The organism is Flavobacterium tructae, from assembly GCF_001853485.1.
Classification (GTDB): domain Bacteria; phylum Bacteroidota; class Bacteroidia; order Flavobacteriales; family Flavobacteriaceae; genus Flavobacterium; species Flavobacterium tructae.
Map to the genome: position 1 here is coordinate 107,981 of NZ_MIKE01000026.1, position 19,087 is coordinate 127,067.

Genomic DNA, 19,087 nt, shown 5'->3' on the forward strand with positions numbered 1-19,087 from the left:
ACTTTCGGCTTTACGACTTTATCACTTTATGACTTTCCAACTTTAGACTTGCTTAAGGATGAGATATAATGGATACTTTCTTCGTCTTCAGGATCTAAAGAAACGGATTGTGTCGATGTTTTTTCTTGTGCCCATGCAAATATCTGTGGAAGGATCAACAATACGGCAAAAGTAGAAAATAATAATCCGCCGATAACCGCTCTTCCTAACGGAGAAACCTGATCACCTCCTTCGCCGTGACCAATCGCCATTGGGAGCATTCCTGCAATCATCGCAACCGATGTCATGATAATCGGACGAAGACGCAGTGCAGCGGCTTCTCTCGCAGATTCTAAGGCATTCCCGTTTATTTTTCGAAGCTGTTCGGCATTGGTCACCAATAAAACGGCATTGGCAATAGAAACTCCGACAGACATGATGATTCCCATATAAGATTGTAAATTAAGCGTTGAACCTGTAAAGGTCAGCATTAATAAAGCGCCTAAAACAACCGCCGGAACTGTGGTTAAGATCACTAGCGAAACTTTGAACGACTGAAAATTAGCGGCCAACATTAAGAAGATTACAAAAACGGCAACCAATAATCCGGTCTGTAAACTGCTTAATGTCTCGCTCAATACCGTGCTTAGTCCAATTGGAGTAATAAATAAACCACGAGGCAATTCGCCTAATGAACTAATGGTCGATGCAACATCTTTTGTGGCCGTCCCCAAATCGGTCTGGTTGATGTTGGCCGTAACGGTAATGTATGGCATGGCCCCTAAATTGTCATTTTCACCACTTACAAAGCCGGGTGTAATTTTGGCAACGTCGCTTAAAACCGGACGAAGCGAGTTTTTCAATACCGGAATTTCTCCAATATCGGTTTTGCTTTTCATTTTATTCAACGGAACCTGAACTTGTACAGAATAGGATAATCCTGCTTTTTCGTCGACCCAGTTGTTTTTTTCAGTATAACGTGACGATGAAGTTGATGCGATAAGAGAACGTGAAATATCATTCATATCAACGCCCAATTCGGCGGCACGTGTTCTGTCAATATTAATGTTCATAGCCGGATAGTGTATTGGCTGACCAATTTGTACGTCTCTGAAATAAGAGATCGCGTTTAATTTGTTTACAATCTGAGTGGCATATAATTCATTTCGTTTTTTGTCTTTTCCGGCAATTCGAATTTCAATTGGAGTAGGAGACCCCTGACTCAATACTTTATCGGTCAATTCGATAGGTTCAAAAGAAAGTTTAGTGTCCGGTAAAACTTTTTTCAGTCTTGCTCTTAACTCATCTTTAAACTCATCCATATCCACATGATACTCTTTTAAACTTACCTGAAACACAGCTTCATGAGAACCCGCCATAAAAAGATAAATGGGATTGATCGAGAACAGGGAAGGGTGTTGTCCCACATAAACAGAAGAAATTCCGATATGCTCTTTACCGACCATTTTTTCCAATTCTTTCAGTACAATTCGGGCTTGTTCTTCGGTTCTTTCCAATCGCGTTCCGTCAACAGCACGCATTCTTAATTGAAACTGACTTGAGTTTGTTTTTGGAAAAACATCTTTTCCGATAAAACCAATTAAAACAATAGCCAAAACAGTCGCTGAAACTAAATAAACAACGGTCGTTATTTTTTTGTGCACAAACAATCGGTCTAAAGTTCGCATGAAACGAATTCTGAAACGCTCAAAAGGACTTATTTTTCCGTTATTATTAGTGTCTTCTCTTTCTACATAACTTTTTTTCTGAGTGATCAGATTTTGTTCTGATTCGGGAGTTAAACCGCAGTCATTAAATTCGGCTTCGTCGTCGGTAATTTCAGGGCCATGCGGATGTTTTTCGTGTCCTTTCATCATCCAGTTCGCCATTACCGGCACAAAGGTTTGAGACAATAAAAACGAAATGACCATAGAGAAACCAATTGCTAAGGCTAAAGGCAGAAACAAGGCTCCGGGAATCCCCACCATGGTAAATGCCGGTGCAAATACGGCTAGTATACACAGTAAGATCAGTAATTTAGGCAAAGCAATTTCCTGACAGGCATCCCAAATGGCGAGTGCCTTGGGTTTTCCCATGTCGAGATGCTGGTGAATGTTTTCGATGGTTACCGTACTTTCGTCTACCAGAATTCCAATGGCAAGCGCTAGTCCGCTCAAAGACATTAAGTTGATCGTTTGTCCGAATAATTTCAGGAATAAAACTCCGGAAATAATCGAAATTGGAATGGTCATAATTACGATTAGAGCAGCACGACGGTCGCCCAGGAAGAGCATTACCATTAATCCCGTTAAAACTGCACCGATAATTCCTTCAGTAATCAAACTTTTAACGGAGTTGATTACATAAACTGACTGATCAAATTCGTAAGATAAATTAACATCTTCCGGAAGTGTACTCTGAATTTTAGGGAGCTCTTTTTTTAATTTCTGAACTACATCCCAGGTCGAAGCATCTCCCGCTTTAGCAATACTGATATAAACCGAACGTTTTCCGTTTACCAAAGCGTAACCCGCTGTAATATCGGCACCGTCTTTTACGCTTGCCACATCGCCTAATTTTAAGTTTTGAACACCGCCTTTGAATAACGGAATCTGCTCAAAATCTTTAACTTCTTTGATGGTATTATTGGTGGGCGTAATATAATTTTTGTCGCCCATTCTCACGTTTCCGGAAGGAGCCGTCTGATTGTTCAAACGAATCGCCTCGACAATTTGATCGGGCGTCATATTGTGCGAACGCAATAGATCCGGGTCTACGTTAACCTCAATAGTTCTTGGGCTTCCGCCAAAAGGAGCCGGAGACAATAAACCGGGAATCGAAGTAAAAGAAGCACGAACATAAACGTTGGCTAAATCCTGTAATTCGTTATTGGATCTGATTTTTGAACTTAATACCAATTGTCCGATTGGCAATGATGAAGCATCAAAACGTATGATAAAAGGAGGTTGTGTTCCCGGAGGAAAAACCGCCTGGATTCTGTTGGATAGTGCACTCAATTCGGCAGCGGCCTGTGCCATATTGGTTCCTTCATAATAGGTTAATTTCATAATCATTAACCCCTGAATATTTTTGGTTTCTACCGATTTGATACCATTCGAAAAAGGTAAAACGTTTACGTAGTTTTTAGCAAAATAAGCTTCCATCTGGTCGGGTGTATAACCTCCAAACGGATGCGCAATATAGATAACCGGCAAATTCATTTTCGGTAAAATATCAACCTTAATGTCTCTGATGGCACCAATTCCGAAGAAAAAGAGACCCGCAACCAATACGAGAATAGAGATGGGCTTGCGGAGTGCAAAACGTATTAAATTCATTGGGCTTTATAATTAAAATTCATTTATAAATAGGTCAAAATTTCCTGTTGCAGCGACTTTCAGTAAGTACGACTGCCACACATTATTATTGACAATATCACGATCGATTTCGGCACGATTTAAAACGTACATGGTCTGCGTTAAATCAGTCAGATCGGTTAAGCCGTTTTTGTATAAAGTCGATTTCTGAAGGTAGGCTCTTTTGGCAGCCTCGACCTGAATCGGTGCTTCGGCATAATTCTCTAAAGTGATTTTGATTTTATCTTCAGCAAAATTCAACTGCGATTTTAGTTCACGATCGGCTTGGTTGTATTCTTCCTGTAGTCCCTGAGAAACAAATTTCTGAGCAGTGACTTGCTTGTTGGAACGAAAAGGAGTCGTTAAATTCCATGTAATTCCAATTCCAACTAAATAATTGGTGCGATCCGGATTGACACCATCCCAGTAATTTCGGGTAAAGGCATGCTGATTCGTGGCATAACTACTGTCAAATCCTGAAGCTCTGGTTTGCAAAACACCAAAAGCAGTCATGGTTGGATAATAGAATCTTTTGTACAGTTTGACCTGCTGATTGCTGTAATCGATTTTTGTTTTATACAATTGTAATAAAGGATGAAGACTGTCTGTTGCAGTATTTTCCTTAAGCAGTTCTTTTGGAATCTGAGTGACAAAAAGGGAATCGGTTACAAAATCCTGAGGAGCAACGCCCATGAGATCGACCAATTTGTTGTTTTGTTCTTTGACAAAGTTTTTGGCCAGATTCAGTGCGATTTTAGCTTTTGATACTTCGGCAGTGGCTAAAGTAGAATCGACTCCGGCTAATAATCCGTTTTTAACTCTTGCTACGGCTGTTTTTTTGAAAACCTGAGCGCGATCCAGATTTTTTTGCTGTGAAATCAACAGTCTCTGACTTGCGAGTAAATTCAGATAAGCAGCAGAAATTTTGATTTCCTGTTGGAATTTTTCCTGTTTCAGATCCTTTTCTTTAGCCTGAACATCAATTTTAGATAAATTGATTTTTTCCTGTGTTTTTCCGAAAGTGAAAAAATCCCAGTTCATGTTGACCAGATAAAGTGCGCCAAATGCCGAATTCCAGTTTTGTTCCGGTAATGGAAGCCCGGACGAAGCTACTCCAAGCCCCCCAAAACCATAAAGAGGTCCGTTTTGACCGTTTACAGTTCCGTAATCCTGTTGTGCCGATAAGTTTAGGTTGGGCAGGTAATCACGTTTAGACTGCTTAAGACTTTCGCGTGACGCATTGGTGTAATTGTTTTTTGCCTTGATGGAACCGTAGTTTTCCAAACCTGTTTTTATGGCTTCTTTTAAAGACAGGGTTTGAGCAGAACTACCACAGGCAAAAATCAAGAAAACTAATAAAGTAATTTTTTTGAAGTACATATAAATTAGTGGTGTGAATTTGATCTCTCAAAATTATTTCACTTGGTCGGATAAAAGCTTTCTTAAATGATGTAATGCGATTATAAATGACCAATTCAATTGGTCATTTATTGGAAATAAAAACTAAAAAAATGTGGTTAATTTGTAAACTATTTAAGTTTTAAGAATGAATAAAGAACTGGAAAACATATTGGATCACAAATGGTGGCAGGAAATTGCCGTTGTTGCCTTTTCATTTACTATTTATACCTTAAAAAACGACTGGATGTTGTTCAGTTCGTTTACCTCCATCTTAATGGGCATTTTTTTCTATTTAATTTTATACTTGCACGCTCAATTCAACCGTTTCTTTTTACTTCCCATACTTTTTAAAAAACAACGCCCTGTAACTTATATTTTTCTGACACTGGCGGGAGTATTGCTCTTTTCGGTTGTTTTATATGAGGTTACCAGTCTGGAAATGTTTAGTAACTGCCGTTTGTACCAAAACTCTCATCAGCGTAGTTATGTGTATCAACTGGCCAGCGTTTTAGGGACTTTGGTTTGTATATTGAGCCCGATAATTGTTTTTAAGTTTTACAGAATCCACAAGAGACAGACCGATGAGACTCTTTTGTTCAACCAAATGCAATTGAATTCATTAAAAGGACAATTGAATCCGCACTTTTTATTTAATACCTTTAATACGCTTTACGGAATTAGTCTCGAGTTTCCTGATCGGACGTCAGATTTAATCATGAAAGTATCACAGCTGATGCGTTATCAGCTCGAAAGCAATAACAAACAATGCGTGTCTCTGGAAGACGAACTCGAGTTTATAAACAGTTATGTTCAGTTGGAAAAAGAAAGGGTAGGGTATCGCTGTGAGATTACGTACGACTGTAAAATCGACAATGAAAATGCCTATAAAGTATCGCCAATGCTATTGATTGCATTTATCGAAAATGCATTCAAACACGGGACCTGTGCGATAGAAAAATGTTTTGTGAGAATCATTATTACAGTCGAGAACGGATTGCTTCATTTGCATGTGGTGAACTCCATTCCAAAGAAAAAAACGGATGTTATTTCGACTAAGATTGGTTTAAAAAACACCATAGAACGATTGAATCTGATTTATGGGAAAGCCTATAAATTGGACATTCAGGACGATAAAAACACCTATATTGTAGATTTGAAACTGCAATTGAAAAAGTTTGTAGAATGAGAGAACCTAAAAAATGTATAATTGTCGATGATGAACCGGCAGCGCATTATGTGCTGGCGAATTACATCAAACAAAATCCGCAATTAGAATTGGTTTTTCAAGGCTTTAACGGTATTGAAGCAATGGATTATTTAAGAGAACATCCCGTTGATTTGATGTTTCTGGATATCAATATGCCGGAGATCTCAGGGATGGAATTACTGAAGATTATTCCAACGCATCCCAGTACAATATTAACCACCGCTTATTCTGATTATGCCCTTGAAAGTTATGATTACGGTGTTATAGATTATCTTCTCAAGCCTATTTATTTTCCAAGATTCCTCAAAGCCATCGATCGTTTTTTTGCCACGGAAAATGGTAAAGCGAAAATCGAAGAAGCAGTAATCAATTCCGTTACAGTGAAGGTTGACGGTTACTTTATTGAGATAGAATTGGATCAGCTTTTGTTTGCACAGAGTTTTGGGAATTATGTGAAGTTACATACCATAAAAAGAACTTATCTGGCCTCTATCACGACCAGTGAATTGGAGAAATGTTTGCCCGAGAAGAATTTCATGCGCATTCACAAGTCCTACATCGTGGCTCTTGATAAAATTGAAGCCACCGACAAAGATTTTGTGGTCATTAAAAACGAAAAATTGCCGATTGGTATTACCTATAAAAGAGAATTATCAGATCGACTGAAGAAATAATACAGATGTAAAATTGGACTGAAATAGAAGTAAAATTGATATAAAAACAGAAATGAAGGAAGCTTACTAATTCAATTATTTCAAAGAAAAAGCCTGCTCAGGAGTAATTTCCCGCAGGCTTTTTTGATTGTATTTCAGTTTTGGTAATTACACAGGTTGAATGATTTTCAAAGTAATAGCTTCTACTAAAAAGGATTAAAAAAAATCTGCAAAATCTGCCAGATCTGCGTGTGAAAAAAAACAAATTCCCGCAGATCTGGCAGATTTTTTAATCGATTTAATCCTTTAAATCTGTGGCTATTATTTTTTCAACACTTAGAATCTTTGTGTTTAAATTAATTGCATTATTAAGGTTGATTATACCAACTGCTGTTTCCAGACGGGCAGTTTTACCCCTTTAAAAACAAGCCATAAACTAAGAGACAATTCGGCAATCAAACAAGGCATCAATAGAATTATACTTGAAAGTTTCGGGATCAGAATTAAGAAGAAACTATTGGTAAGATAACAAATTCCTGCGAGACTCATTAAAACTCCAATAGTCTTTGGTAAATAACCCGATTTAAAGATCAGATAGCCTTCCAGTAAACATACAAATCCAAAAAAGATCAATCCGATTCCGAAACCAAAATCATGCAATTTGATCGAAAGATAAGACAAAGTGTGCAACTGATCTGGACTGAAAGATTTTAAATATTCGGCATCTCCAAGAAAGAACAATGCAGCCAAAAGATTCAGTTTATTGGCGACTAAAACGGCAGTCTGGATTAAATTGAACGATAAATTTAAAAGAGCAAGCTTTCGGTTTACCGGCTTTAAAAGATAATAGAGAATAATCATGACCGGAAGATCGCAAATTTGCATAATAAGATCCGCTGTAATGCCAATTTTCCATAAAAACTGCGAATGCATAATATTTTGAGCGGTGGCAGTGGCATCTCCGGACACAAACAATTTGTTTCTGACAAATGTTTCTGCGAAGAATCCCATGACGATAATGACCAAATATAATATCCCGGCTATGCGTGCATAAAGCTGCGGTGAAGCTTCAAAATTTTTCAGGTTAGATTTCATTTTTTAGGTTTTGGTTTTTCGTAAGACGAAAGACAAAGAACATTGTTACCAACTATTTTAACATTTTTTTATAATATCATTTTTTCTTCAGAATAAAGTAGTAATTTTAATATGTTAGTTTTAAGAAATGTTAATTTAAAATTAGGCCACATGAAAAACCTATTTCTGATGATTACCTTTTTGTACAGCAGCTTTTTAATAGGGCAGAATGGAATTTCTCCCGATAAAGTTGTCACTCCTCCTGAAAAAGTAGTGTTTACTTTTCAGAAAGAATATCCCGGTAAAGTTCCGGTCTGGACCTTGAAGTATGTTGGAGATGACGACGATGAAATTCGGTATGAAGCCAAGTTCAAAACAGATAAAAATACTAATGCATTGGCGGTTTATGATAATTTGGGAGCTCTGAAAGCTTTTGAGTTGCAGATTCCGTTAAGTAAGCTGCCACAAAAAGCACAGGTGTATCTGAAAAAAAATTATCCTGCCAGTGCCATTAAGGAATCTGCAGTAGTGGTAGACGATAAAAACAAAACCACTTACGAAGTCGGAATACAAAAAAACGCCAAATTCTATGATGTGGTTTTTGATAAAAACGGAGGTTTTGACGTAATCATCGAGAAAGATTAAAAACAGAATTCTTACTAATTCAATATACTCAGAATGACAAACCCGACAGGTTTTAAAAACCTGTCGGGTTTAATTTTATTAGATTCGCGAAGTAAAAATTACAAATTCATTCCGCCTGAAACCTCAATGCGTTGTGCATTTACCCAGCGTGCCTCTTCGGTACATAAAAAGGCAACCACTCCGCCAATATCGTCCGGTAATCCAACTCTTCCTAAGGCCGTAACTGCAGCTATATTTTTGTTCAATTGTTCGTTGTCGCGAACCACACCACCTCCAAAATCGGTTTCGATTGCACCCGGAGCAACTACATTGGCTCTGATTTTTCGTTCACCCAATTCTTTTGCCTGGTATTTCGTTAATGTTTCAATAGCACCTTTCATCGAGGCATAGGCGGAAGCACCCGAAAAAGAAAATCTTGCCAGACCGGTTGAGATATTTACGATTCCGCCACCGTCATTCATAAGATTTAATGCTTTCTGAGTTAAGAAGAAGGGGCCTTTAAAATGTATATTAGTTAATTGATCAAATTCGGCTTCTGTTGTTTCCGTAAATGAATTGTGGAGTCCCGTTCCGGCATTGTTTACTAAAAAGTCAAACTTATCCGTTTTAAAAGTACTTTTTAGAGTTTCTGCAACAGAGTTGAAAAAGGGATTAAAAGTACCGGAATCGGCAACATTTAATTGAAGCGAGGCGGCTTTTTGCCCTAAGCTTTCAATTTCTTTTACTACCGAATCAGCCTCTTCTTTTTTGCTGTTGTAAGTTATAATTACATCGATTCCTTTTTTGGCAATTGCAATCGCCATATTTTTTCCTAAACCTCTGCTGCCACCTGTTACCAGAGCAATTTTTGTATGTACTGCCATTTTATTTTGTATTTTAAATTAATAAGACAAAGGTAGGGGCGAAGTAGTGTGTGAGAATTGTAAATATCAAACCGATGTTTGCGAAATTCAAATCATGAATTTAAGATCGGAAAGCTAAAGGAGTAAACGAAGTTTGTTTTTTAAAGAAGTTAGAGAAATGAGCCAATTCTTCAAATCCTAAGGAGAAGGCAATTTCAGAAATATTCCAGTCCGTTTGTTTTAAAAGGATTTTGGCTTCGTTTGTCAAACGGCTGCTGATTAATTCGGTTGTAGTTTTTCCGGTATTTTCCTTTAAAACTTTATTCAGATGATTGACATGAACCGATAATCTTTCGGCAAAATCTTTAGCAGTTCTAAGTTGTAAGCGTTGATTTGGAGATTCAATAGGAAATTGTCTTTCCAGCAATTCAGCAAATAAAGAAGAAACTCTGGCAGCCGAATTGTGTCTGGAATACAATGCCGTTATAGGCTGTAGTTTTTGTCCGAAGTGAATGAGTTCGGCGACGTAATTCCGAATTAAATCATATTTGTAAACGTAATCGGAATTGATTTCTTTTTGTATTTTGTTGAAAATCAATTCTACTTCTGCTACTTCATCATCGGTTAATTGAAAAATAGGATACCCGTCAGAAGCAAAAATAGGAAGTTCGTCCAGATCAATCCCGCTTTTGTTTTTTGATAAAAATTCACTGGTAAAGACGCAAAACTGCCCGGATTGATTGGTGTCCTGCGGTAAATAATTGTAGGGAATCTTTGGGGTAGCAAATAAAAGTCCCTGCTTTTCAATTTCAATTATCTTATCGGCGTATTCAGCCCTGTTTTTTCCTTTAATCAAACTGATTTTATAGTAAGCACGTCGGTCATAAGGCATGATTGCTTTACCCTGAAGACGATCCAAAACCTCTTTGATATTAAATACATTAAAATGACCAATCTCTTTTTTGATGTCATTGGGCAATAAAGAACCCGGTTCAACGGAGGAACCTTCAGTTATATCTTTGTAAAAAGAATCCAGTGATTTCATGACGATGATTTGTAAAATTCAAATATACGAAAAAATGAAGTTTTAGGTTTTATAGGTTTCAAGTTTCAGGTTTCAAGTTTCAAGTTTCAAGTTTCAGGTCACATCTTGCATCTTACATCTTGCGTCTTGCGTCTCACATCTCACATCTCACAATAAACATTTAAAACAAAGTCCCCTGTATCAGTTCCGGCTGTGGATTACTGCCAAAAGGAAACTTATCAATGACAAAAAACTGTTTTTTCACCGGATCTAATTCACGCAGGATAATTTCTTTACAGAAAAAATCCATGGCAATTGTGGTAAAGAGCTGCGATGCGATTTTAAGATTTTCGGGAGTTAGTTTTCTGCCGATAGAAATATGCGGATCACTGCTTTTTTTTAGGTTGGAAAGAAGTAACGCTTTCTGTGTCTTTTTCATGACTGGTTGTAAACTTTTTTTTGATTCTTCATTTGGGGCAATGAAAAAAGCACCGCTTTCGTACGAACCAAAACCATCCAAATGTACCTGAAACGGAGTAAAGGTATCGCAAATATTAAAAAGCTTTTGCTTGAATTTATCCAGTTGAGAATCGTCAGTTGTAAACTCACAAATCGTAATATGTGCCACCGAATTTTTACTGTTGAACCAGCCAATTTTAGTTGCAAGATGTTCTTTCATGGTTTTGATGGCCTCAATTATTTCTGGTGAGGGATGAATGACAACTGAATATTTCTTTTCCATTTTAACGTTCGGTTTTTGACAAATTTAAAGAATTTGTTGGCATCTAAATTTTTCCTTTCAGATGCAATCGATATTCAATTTCTGATTTTAATAAACCGCTTCCTCCTCCAAAATGTTCAATTACTTCAACATCAGGTTGCTGTTTTAAACAAAAAGAAGTAAATTCTTTTTCGATATGATCTTCGATGCCTGAACTCAAAAGTACAATATCAATTTTGTGGTTCAGAAAATAATCCTGAGCCAGTTTTTCATCACTAAAACCAACTGCATTCCAGTTTTCATAAGCATTCACCAATCGGAGCAAAATCTCAAGAATCGCTTGGTTCTTTCCAAGCAGTAAGAATTCGTATGTTTTCATAGATAGTAGTTTTTAGAGTTCTTTCTAAGAAGCTAAGGTGCTGAGATACTAAGGTTCTAAGATTCCATAAGTTTAGTAACTTTACGCCTTAATAGCTTAGAAAAAAAGTCTGTATTTTACAAATGTACTAGTAAAGAGCTTGTTATAACTTAATCTAGAATAAGAAAACTTCGGAAATTTTTAAAGCCTTAACACCTTCGAGTCTTAGTATCTCAGAGCCTTAGTTTCTTAGTCCCTTAAAAAAAACAAAAGATTTTAGAACTGTAGTGTTTCAGATATTCAGTGACTTAGCGTTTTTAAGAGGAAAAAGTTTTTCATAATGCGGAAAGCCGTAATGATTTCTCTAAAGTTGCTTGTAATTTCGCGCCATAATAACGGGTAATTATGCTGTGTTTACCTTTTTAGACTGCATAATAGGTTGTTATAATTAACTGTTTTTGGAGAAACAATTTTTTTAATTACAATGAAAATTGGACTTATTCATTTGATCGTGGGTATAAGCTTTGTATGAATTTGCAGGATTACAAAAGAGTCTGATTTTTATAGGGTTTTTAGATTTGGTTATTGGGTTATCCGGATCTAAAGACCCTTTTTTTTATTCTTTCTGTACTATTATAAGTAGCCATTAATTTTAAGCCATTCTTCGCAATCTCGGGTCCAAAATTTACTGGTACTATTTACGCCCAACCCAAAACCATGACCTCCTTTTTCGTAAAGATGTAATTCAGCTGAAACCCCGTTTCGTTTAAGCGCCAGATAGTAATTGATACTGTTCTCCGTTAAAACGGTTTTGTCGTCTGTGGCATGAATCAGGAAAGCGGGAGGAGTTTTTGAAGTAACTTTCTTTTCGTTAGAATAAAAATCACGTACTTCCTGTGAGGGATTATTCCCCAGTAAACTACTTTGCGAGCCTTTGTGGGTAATCTCATTTTGCATGGAGATTACCGGATAAATTAAAAGTGAAAAATCCGGACGTGCACTTGTTTTAGATTTCGAATCGTAAGTTATCTCGTCGTAATGTGTTGCCAGCGTAGAAGCTAAATGTCCTCCGGCCGAAAAGCCAATAATTCCTATTTTGTTAACATCTATGCTGTACTTTGTTGCATTTTGCCTTACGTGACGTATGGCTTCCTGTGCGTCTTGTAATGGTCCGTTTTTTTTGTCTTTCATGATTTGATCACTGGGTAATCTGTATTTGACAACAAAAGCTGCAATTCCCAAGCTATTAAGCCAGTTGGCGACTTTGGTGCCTTCTTTATCAATAGCTAAATGTTGATATCCTCCTCCCGGAAAAATAAGAACAGCAGTTTGATTGGGTTTGCTTTGTTTAGGTAAAAAAACACTCAATGTTGGAACGGTAACTAAACTTGTACTCTGCACTTTTCCGTCTATAAAAGATTCATTTTCCTTGTATTCCGGAGCTTTTATTTCGCCTGGGATTGTATTCCAGAGCGGTATAATTTCATTTTGTGCATGTATAGTAGTGTGCATGAAGGTGAATAAAAATAAGGTTACAAGTAATTCTTTTACATTTTTCATGAATTATGGAAATATTTAAATGGGTTGGAAAAGTGTTTTAAAACAAAGTTTTTTCGGATCAGTTTTACGCTTTTGTAAAAATGTAACAAATGACTTTTACTTCACAAACCTGAAGATTACAGTGAATTGATCAAAAGTGAAAGTTTTTTGGACAATTTTGATAGATAAAACGGTTAAGTTTGTAAAAATAGCTTTTAACAAATATATTACTTAAAATGTAATTTAAAGTATTTTTTTTTGAGCGATCTGTTTAATTATGTGTTGAAATTAAATTTTTATATAATTTATTTGGAATATAAAGATTTAAAACTATATTTGTGCAATCGATTACATTTATTTAATTTTGTTGCATTTAATTCATAGGTATTGTAATTTTTATATCATGTTTGAACAGCAGATTAAATGAGCCGGAAAACTATCAACTTTTATAATAAACCATTACCATGAACCAAACAGATGCAGTTATTATGACCCAATCCAAAAAATCTACAGGAAGTTATCGTTGGAGTATATGTGCCTTGCTTTTTTTTGCAACCACTATCAACTATTTAGACAGACAGGTACTTTCTTTAACGTGGAGCGATTTTATTGCGCCTGAGTTTCATTGGACTAATAATGATTACGGAAATATAACCGCCTTGTTTTCTATTTTTTACGCAGTTTCATTACTGTTTGCCGGTAGATTTGTGGATTGGATGGATACTAAACGAGGATTTCTGTGGGCCATTGGTATTTGGTCTTTTGGGGCTTGTCTTCATGCTTTTTGTGGTATTGCCACAGCCGGAATTATTAGTGGGAACTGGTTTGTAGGTTTTGAGGGCGCCAAGCAGGCAATTCACCTTGTGAAAGACACCGGATTGGTCATTAATGTAAGTGTTACACTGTTTATCTTTGCCCGTTTTGTTTTAGCAGTAGGTGAAGCAGGAAATTTTCCGGCTGCGATTAAAACTACCGCCGAGTATTTTCCTAAAAAAGACAGAGCATTTTCAACCAGTATTTTCAATGCAGGTGCTACTGTTGGTGCTTTGGCAGCTCCTATATCTATTCCGTTTATCGCAGAATCTTTCGGATGGGAAATGGCTTTTATCATCATTGGTGCTTTAGGTTTTGTCTGGATGGGATTTTGGGTTTTCATGTATGATAAGCCTGAAAAACACCCAAAAGTAAGTACTGCAGAATTAGAGTATATACAACAAGATGATATTACAGACAGCAAACTAAAAGGGTATGTACCGGAAACCAAAGATAAAGTTTCTTTTGTCGATTGTTTTAAATACAAACAAACCTGGGCATTTGCTTTTGGTAAGTTTATGACCGATGGAGTATGGTGGTTTTTCTTATTCTGGACCCCGGCTTACTTAAGTTCGGTTTATGGTATGGATTCTACTGAGGCGGCTCTTCCTTTATTCGTTTTATATATGATAACCCTGCTGTCAATTATTGGTGGCTGGCTGCCAACCTATTTTGTAGAGAAGAAAGGGATGAACCCCTATGAAGGTAGAATGAGAGCAATGCTAATTTTTGCATTCTTTCCCTTGTTGGCCTTGATTGCACAGCCTTTAGGGTACATCAGTTATTGGATTCCTGTTATTATTATTGGTATTGCAGGTGCAGCTCATCAATCTTGGTCGGCTAATATTTTTACAACTGTTGGAGATATGTTTCCTAAAAAAGCAATTGCAACGATCACTGGTATTGGAGGTTTGGCCGGAGGTATCGGTTCTACTTTTATCAATAAAGGTTCGGGAATGCTGTTTGATTATGCCAAAGAAAGCAATATGTCATTTATGGGTTTTCAAGGAATTGAAGCCGGATATTTTATCATTTTTTCTATTTGTGCCATTTGTTACCTGACAGGATGGTCTGTGATGAAAATGTTAGTACCTAAATACAGTCCGATTATCAATCTTTAAGGATTACAGATAACAAAAACAATTATAAAAAAAGAATAAATTTTACAATCAATTATGGTTTTTAAGGATAAAAATCTAATTTTGTGCAATCGATTACATTAATTTAAAATTATGACAAAATATAGTTCAAGATACGCGTCAAGCCCGGAAGCTGTAAAAAAATATGACACTCAGGAATTGAGAAACGAATTCTTAATTGACGATTTAATGCAGGAAGATGAGATTGTGTTAACCTATTCTCATTATGACAGATATATCGCAGGATCAGCAGTTCCGTTAAAGGATCTGACTTTGGAAAGTATTGATCCGTTGAAAGCAGGTTACTTTTTGGAAAGAAGAGAAATGGGAATTATCAACGTAGGCGGTAAAGGGACTGTTGTTGTTGAAGGAGTTTCTTTCGAATTAGCGTTTAAAGATGCTTTGTACATCGGAAGCGGTAATAAGGAAGTGATTTTTAAAAGTGATGATCCTAAGAATCCTGCAAAATATTACATCAATTCTGCTCCGGCACACAGAACATATCCAACCGTAAAAGTGAGTCTGGCAGAAGCAAACAAGCTGGAATTGGGGACTATGGAGACAGCTAATCACCGCACCGTAAATCAAATGATTATTGGAGGTGTTGTAACCACTTGTCAATTACAGATGGGAATGACGGAATTAAGACCCGGAAGTGTCTGGAATACCATGCCGGCACACGTACACGATCGCAGAATGGAAGTCTATTTTTATTTGGATATTCCCGAAAATCAGGCCGTTTGTCATTTTATGGGACAGCCTCAGGAAACGAGACACATTTGGATGAACAATCATCAGGCGGTTATTTCACCACCATGGTCGATTCATTCGGGATCCGGAACCAGTAATTATACTTTTATCTGGGGAATGGCGGGTGAGAATTTGGATTACGGAGATATGGATGTGTGTAAAATCACTGATTTAAGATAAATAATATGGCAAACTCATTATTTGATATAAACGGAAAAGTTGCCCTGATTACAGGAAGTACACACGGACTGGGAATGGCAATGGCAAAAGGATTAGGAGAGGCGGGTGCGACAATTGTGGTAAACGGAAATTCTTCTCAGCAAAAAATTGATGATGCCGTAGCGGAACTTCAAAAAGAGGGAATTCATGCAGTGGGGTATAAGTTTAATGTAACGGACGAGATGGAAGTTATTGCTGCAGTTCGACAAATTGAAAATGAAGTGGGGCCAATTGATATCCTGATTAACAACGCAGGGATTATTAAAAGAATTCCGCTGATTGAAATGGAGGTAGCCGATTTTAAAGAGGTTATTGATATTGATTTGGTGAGTCCGTTTATTGTATCAAAGCATGTAGTAAGAGGGATGATTGAAAGAAGACGAGGAAAAATAATCAACATTTGTTCGATGATGAGCGAGTTGGGCCGCAGTACAGTAGGAGCTTATGCTGCTGCGAAAGGCGGTTTGAAAATGCTGACCAAAAATATGGCTACCGAATGGGCCAAACATAATGTTCAGATCAACGGAATTGGTCCTGGGTATTTTGCTACCGAACAGACCAAACCTATTAGAGTGGACGGGCATCCTTTTAACGATTTTATTATCAGTAGAACGCCGGCTGCAAAATGGGGAGAAGCAAGTGATCTGGCCGGAGCGGCTATATTTCTATCTTCAAAAGCAAGCGATTTTGTGAACGGCCACATTTTGTATGTCGATGGTGGAATCTTAGCAACAATTGGGAAACCATCAAACGAATAATTATTTCAATTACATCAAAAAAATCATGAGTTCAAATACCTTCATAAACGATAATTTTTTACTTGAAAATAAATTTGCAGAAGAGCTGTATCATAATTATTCCAAAAATCAGCCCATCATCGATTATCACAATCATTTGAATCCTCAGTTTATTGCTGAAGATAAAATTTTTGAAAACATTACACAGGTGTGGATCAACGGAGATCACTACAAATGGCGTGCGATGCGTACCTTGGGAATCAACGAGCAGTTTGTGACCGGAAACGCTCCTGACAAAGATAAATTCTTAAACTGGGCTAAAACGGTTCCATACACCATGCGTAATCCTTTGTATCATTGGACGCACTTAGAGCTGGCGCGTTATTTTGATATTTATGATTTGCTGAATGAAAAATCGGCAGAGAAAATATACCAGGAAGCAACCGAGAAAATTAATTCTCCGGCCTACAGCACGCAAAATCTGCTTAAAAAAGTAAATGCTGAATTGGTTTGCACGACCGAAGATCCGATTGACAGTCTTGAGTTTCATCAAAAATTGGCAAAGAATCCAATTGGAACTAAAATGAGTACGGCCTTCAGACCTGATAAAGCGATCTTAATTTCCAATGATGGCTATAATGCCTATCTGGACAAGTTAGGGGAGGTATCCGGAGTTGCAATTCATACCTATGCTGATTTGTGCAGTGTATTGCGAAACCGAATTGAGTTTTTTAATCAAAACGGCTGTAAACTTAGTGATCATGGCTTAGACCAGATTTACTTCGAAGAATTTACAGAAAATGAAATTAATAGCATCTTCAAAAAGAAAAGAGAAAATAGGATTTTAACTCCCGAAGAAGTTTTAAAATTTCAAAGTGCCGTATTGTTATTCTTGTCTGAGACGTATCATGAGTTTGGATGGGTGCAGCAATTTCACCTAGGAGCTTTGCGAAACAATAATGCCCGCATGCACCGAATTTTAGGACCTGACACGGGTTGGGATTCTATTGGTGATTATCCCCAGGCACAAAAACTATCCGGCTTTTTAAATGCCCTGGACAGTAAAGATAAATTGACGAAAACGATAATTTATAACCTAAATCCGGCCGATAACGAAGTGATGGCAACCATGATTGGAAATTTTAATGACGGAAGTGTCAGAGGGAAAGTTCAGTTTGGATCGGGATGGTGGTTTTTAGATCAGAAAGACGGAATGACAAAACAATTAAATGCTCTTTCAAACATGGGTTTAATCAGTTGTTTCGTGGGAATGCTGACAGACTCGCGAAGCTTTTTATCTTTTCCGAGACATGAGTATTTCAGACGTATTTTATGTAATCTTTTAGGAGATGAAATCAAACGCGGAGAGCTTCCAAATGATATGGAGTGGATAGGGAAACTGGTTTCGGATATTTCCTATCATAATGCAAAAGAATATTTTAAATTTTAAGTGAGAAGAGAGAATATAGAGCAAAGAATATAGAGGAAAGAGTTTAAGTCTCTTTTTAATCAGTGTAAGCTGTGGTAAATAAAAGCATTAGGCTTGATTTTCTTAATATCTTAATGGTAAAAAAAAACTTTTACTGGTAAAACAATAAAATTATATGAATAAAGTAGTTGCATTCGGGGAAATTATGTTGCGTCTTTCGACAGAGAGACACTTGCGATTTTCGCAGGCAAAAGCATTTGGAGCATCTTATGGAGGCGGTGAATTTAATGTTTGCGTGTCTTTGGCTAATTATGGTTTGAATGCCGAATTTGTAACAAGATTACCCGAGAATGAAATCGGTGCTTCGGCAGTAAAAGAAATGCGAAAAATGAATGTAGCGTCCGGAAATGTAGTTTACGGAGGAGAGCGTTTAGGAATCTATTTTCTGGAAACCGGTGCCGGGACACGAGGCAGTAATGTGGTTTATGATCGTGCACACAGTTCGATGGCAACTATCGAAAAAGGAATGATTGACTGGGAGAAAGTGCTTGAGGGAGCCAATTGGTTTCATTGGAGCGGGATCACACCGGCAATCTCCCAAAGTGCCGCCGAAGCTTGTTTAGAAGCAGTAAAAGCAGCTCATAAACTGGGAATTACAATTTCCTGTGATTTGAATTACCGATCAAAATTATGGCAATACGGAAAAACACCAAGTGACGTAATGCCGGAGCTGTTGCAATACAGCAATGTTATTTTAGGAGATATTGATACCGCCTATTTTATGTTGGGAATTCCGAAAGTCAATCCGAATTATCAGGACGAGAAATCGCTTCCGGTGTTGTACAGCAAATTGTTTGATTTGATTCCGGGTTTAAAAATAGCAGCAACAACCCTTAGGTACTCTGTAAGTGCGTCACATCAAAGAATAGGAGGGGTTTTATTTGACGGTAAAGCCATTTATCAGGCAGCCGTAAAAGAAGTGACCCCTGTTGTAGATCGTGTTGGAAGCGGGGATGCTTTCATGGGAGGTTTAATTTATGGATTGCAGGAATATCAAAACAACAATCAAAGAGCTTTAGATTTTGCTGTGGCTGCTTGTTGTTTAAAACATACCATTGCCGGAGATTATAATCTGGTAACCTTAAAAGAAGTTGAAAATATGATAGATGGTGATGCTACCGGATTAGTATCTAGATAATTG

Annotated in this window: 16 protein-coding genes; 8 read left to right on the forward strand and 8 right to left on the reverse strand. The window is 37.2% G+C overall.

What is annotated here, in order from left to right; translation table 11 throughout:
* Positions 1-26: 26 nt before the first annotated feature.
* The gene (locus tag BHE19_RS18095) at positions 27-3,317 is read right to left on the reverse strand and encodes an efflux RND transporter permease subunit (protein WP_070908251.1); all 3,291 of its coding nucleotides are present in this window, start codon (positions 3,315-3,317) and stop codon (positions 27-29) included.
* 12 nt (positions 3,318-3,329) lie between these two features.
* Positions 3,330-4,715: a TolC family protein gene (locus BHE19_RS18100; RefSeq protein ID WP_070908252.1), complete on the reverse strand. Its 1,386-nt coding sequence runs from the start codon at positions 4,713-4,715 to the stop codon at positions 3,330-3,332.
* A gap of 166 nt (positions 4,716-4,881) precedes the next feature.
* On the opposite strand from BHE19_RS18100, the gene BHE19_RS18105 reads away from it, so the two are divergent.
* Both BHE19_RS18105 and BHE19_RS18110 read left to right on the forward strand, forming a co-directional pair.
* Positions 4,882-5,922, forward strand: a complete 1,041-nt coding sequence (locus BHE19_RS18105; RefSeq protein ID WP_070908253.1) for a sensor histidine kinase — start codon at positions 4,882-4,884, stop codon at positions 5,920-5,922.
* Positions 5,919-6,617 (forward strand): LytR/AlgR family response regulator transcription factor, encoded by a 699-nt coding sequence (locus tag BHE19_RS18110; protein ID WP_070908254.1) that lies wholly within the window; start codon positions 5,919-5,921, stop codon positions 6,615-6,617. The genes BHE19_RS18105 and BHE19_RS18110 overlap by 4 nt, the downstream gene beginning before the upstream one ends.
* 357 nt (positions 6,618-6,974) lie before the next feature.
* Here the strand turns inward: BHE19_RS18110 and BHE19_RS18115 are convergent, their stop codons facing one another.
* The gene (locus tag BHE19_RS18115; protein ID WP_070908255.1) at positions 6,975-7,691 is read right to left on the reverse strand and encodes a DUF4386 domain-containing protein; all 717 of its coding nucleotides are present in this window, start codon (positions 7,689-7,691) and stop codon (positions 6,975-6,977) included.
* Positions 7,692-7,841: 150 nt separating this feature from the next.
* On the opposite strand from BHE19_RS18115, the gene BHE19_RS18120 reads away from it, so the two are divergent.
* A complete protein-coding gene (locus tag BHE19_RS18120) occupies positions 7,842-8,315 on the forward strand; it encodes a hypothetical protein (protein WP_070908400.1) in 474 nt (157 codons plus the stop codon).
* A 98-nt stretch (positions 8,316-8,413) separates the two neighbouring features.
* On the opposite strand, the gene BHE19_RS18125 is transcribed toward BHE19_RS18120, so the two are convergent.
* The 5 genes from BHE19_RS18125 to BHE19_RS18145 all read right to left on the reverse strand — a co-directional run bounded on the left by BHE19_RS18125 (position 8,414) and on the right by BHE19_RS18145 (position 12,820).
* Positions 8,414-9,178, reverse strand: coding sequence for an SDR family NAD(P)-dependent oxidoreductase (locus tag BHE19_RS18125; RefSeq protein ID WP_070908256.1), 765 nt, complete (start codon positions 9,176-9,178; stop codon positions 8,414-8,416).
* 100 nt (positions 9,179-9,278) lie between these two features.
* A complete protein-coding gene (locus tag BHE19_RS18130) occupies positions 9,279-10,202 on the reverse strand; it encodes a helix-turn-helix domain-containing protein (RefSeq protein WP_070908257.1) in 924 nt (307 codons plus the stop codon).
* A 160-nt stretch (positions 10,203-10,362) separates the two neighbouring features.
* Positions 10,363-10,923, reverse strand: a complete 561-nt coding sequence (locus BHE19_RS18135; RefSeq protein WP_070908258.1) for a 2'-5' RNA ligase family protein — start codon at positions 10,921-10,923, stop codon at positions 10,363-10,365.
* 43 nt (positions 10,924-10,966) lie between these two features.
* Positions 10,967-11,281 (reverse strand): hypothetical protein, encoded by a 315-nt coding sequence (locus tag BHE19_RS18140; protein ID WP_070908259.1) that lies wholly within the window; start codon positions 11,279-11,281, stop codon positions 10,967-10,969.
* Positions 11,282-11,893: 612 nt separating this feature from the next.
* The gene (locus BHE19_RS18145) at positions 11,894-12,820 is read right to left on the reverse strand and encodes an alpha/beta hydrolase (RefSeq protein WP_070908260.1); all 927 of its coding nucleotides are present in this window, start codon (positions 12,818-12,820) and stop codon (positions 11,894-11,896) included.
* Positions 12,821-13,263: 443 nt separating this feature from the next.
* On the opposite strand from BHE19_RS18145, the gene BHE19_RS18150 reads away from it, so the two are divergent.
* The 5 genes from BHE19_RS18150 (at position 13,264) to BHE19_RS18170 (ending at position 19,084) form a co-directional block, all read left to right on the forward strand.
* Positions 13,264-14,733: an MFS transporter gene (locus BHE19_RS18150; protein WP_083342589.1), complete on the forward strand. Its 1,470-nt coding sequence runs from the start codon at positions 13,264-13,266 to the stop codon at positions 14,731-14,733.
* Positions 14,734-14,844: 111 nt separating this feature from the next.
* Positions 14,845-15,681, forward strand: a complete 837-nt coding sequence (kduI, locus tag BHE19_RS18155; RefSeq protein WP_017495608.1) for a 5-dehydro-4-deoxy-D-glucuronate isomerase — start codon at positions 14,845-14,847, stop codon at positions 15,679-15,681.
* A 5-nt stretch (positions 15,682-15,686) separates the two neighbouring features.
* The gene (locus BHE19_RS18160; protein ID WP_017495609.1) at positions 15,687-16,478 is read left to right on the forward strand and encodes a gluconate 5-dehydrogenase; all 792 of its coding nucleotides are present in this window, start codon (positions 15,687-15,689) and stop codon (positions 16,476-16,478) included.
* 25 nt (positions 16,479-16,503) lie between these two features.
* Entirely contained in the window at positions 16,504-17,907 is a 1,404-nt protein-coding gene (uxaC, locus tag BHE19_RS18165) for a glucuronate isomerase (RefSeq protein WP_070908402.1), read from the forward strand.
* 154 nt (positions 17,908-18,061) lie between these two features.
* Positions 18,062-19,084: a sugar kinase gene (locus BHE19_RS18170; protein ID WP_070908261.1), complete on the forward strand. Its 1,023-nt coding sequence runs from the start codon at positions 18,062-18,064 to the stop codon at positions 19,082-19,084.
* The last annotated feature ends 3 nt before the right edge of the window (positions 19,085-19,087 follow it).

Coding starts and splice junctions, on each gene's coding strand:
- BHE19_RS18095 (WP_070908251.1), bottom strand. CDS start 3,317: ATGAATTTAATACGTTTTGCACTCCGCAAGCCCATCTCTATTCTCGTA.
- BHE19_RS18100 (WP_070908252.1), bottom strand. CDS start 4,715: ATGTACTTCAAAAAAATTACTTTATTAGTTTTCTTGATTTTTGCCTGT.
- BHE19_RS18105 (WP_070908253.1), top strand. CDS start 4,882: ATGAATAAAGAACTGGAAAACATATTGGATCACAAATGGTGGCAGGAA.
- BHE19_RS18110 (WP_070908254.1), top strand. CDS start 5,919: ATGAGAGAACCTAAAAAATGTATAATTGTCGATGATGAACCGGCAGCG.
- BHE19_RS18115 (WP_070908255.1), bottom strand. CDS start 7,691: ATGAAATCTAACCTGAAAAATTTTGAAGCTTCACCGCAGCTTTATGCA.
- BHE19_RS18120 (WP_070908400.1), top strand. CDS start 7,842: ATGAAAAACCTATTTCTGATGATTACCTTTTTGTACAGCAGCTTTTTA.
- BHE19_RS18125 (WP_070908256.1), bottom strand. CDS start 9,178: ATGGCAGTACATACAAAAATTGCTCTGGTAACAGGTGGCAGCAGAGGT.
- BHE19_RS18130 (WP_070908257.1), bottom strand. CDS start 10,202: ATGAAATCACTGGATTCTTTTTACAAAGATATAACTGAAGGTTCCTCC.
- BHE19_RS18135 (WP_070908258.1), bottom strand. CDS start 10,923: ATGGAAAAGAAATATTCAGTTGTCATTCATCCCTCACCAGAAATAATT.
- BHE19_RS18140 (WP_070908259.1), bottom strand. CDS start 11,281: ATGAAAACATACGAATTCTTACTGCTTGGAAAGAACCAAGCGATTCTT.
- BHE19_RS18145 (WP_070908260.1), bottom strand. CDS start 12,820: ATGAAAAATGTAAAAGAATTACTTGTAACCTTATTTTTATTCACCTTC.
- BHE19_RS18150 (WP_083342589.1), top strand. CDS start 13,264: ATGAACCAAACAGATGCAGTTATTATGACCCAATCCAAAAAATCTACA.
- kduI (WP_017495608.1), top strand. CDS start 14,845: ATGACAAAATATAGTTCAAGATACGCGTCAAGCCCGGAAGCTGTAAAA.
- BHE19_RS18160 (WP_017495609.1), top strand. CDS start 15,687: ATGGCAAACTCATTATTTGATATAAACGGAAAAGTTGCCCTGATTACA.
- uxaC (WP_070908402.1), top strand. CDS start 16,504: ATGAGTTCAAATACCTTCATAAACGATAATTTTTTACTTGAAAATAAA.
- BHE19_RS18170 (WP_070908261.1), top strand. CDS start 18,062: ATGAATAAAGTAGTTGCATTCGGGGAAATTATGTTGCGTCTTTCGACA.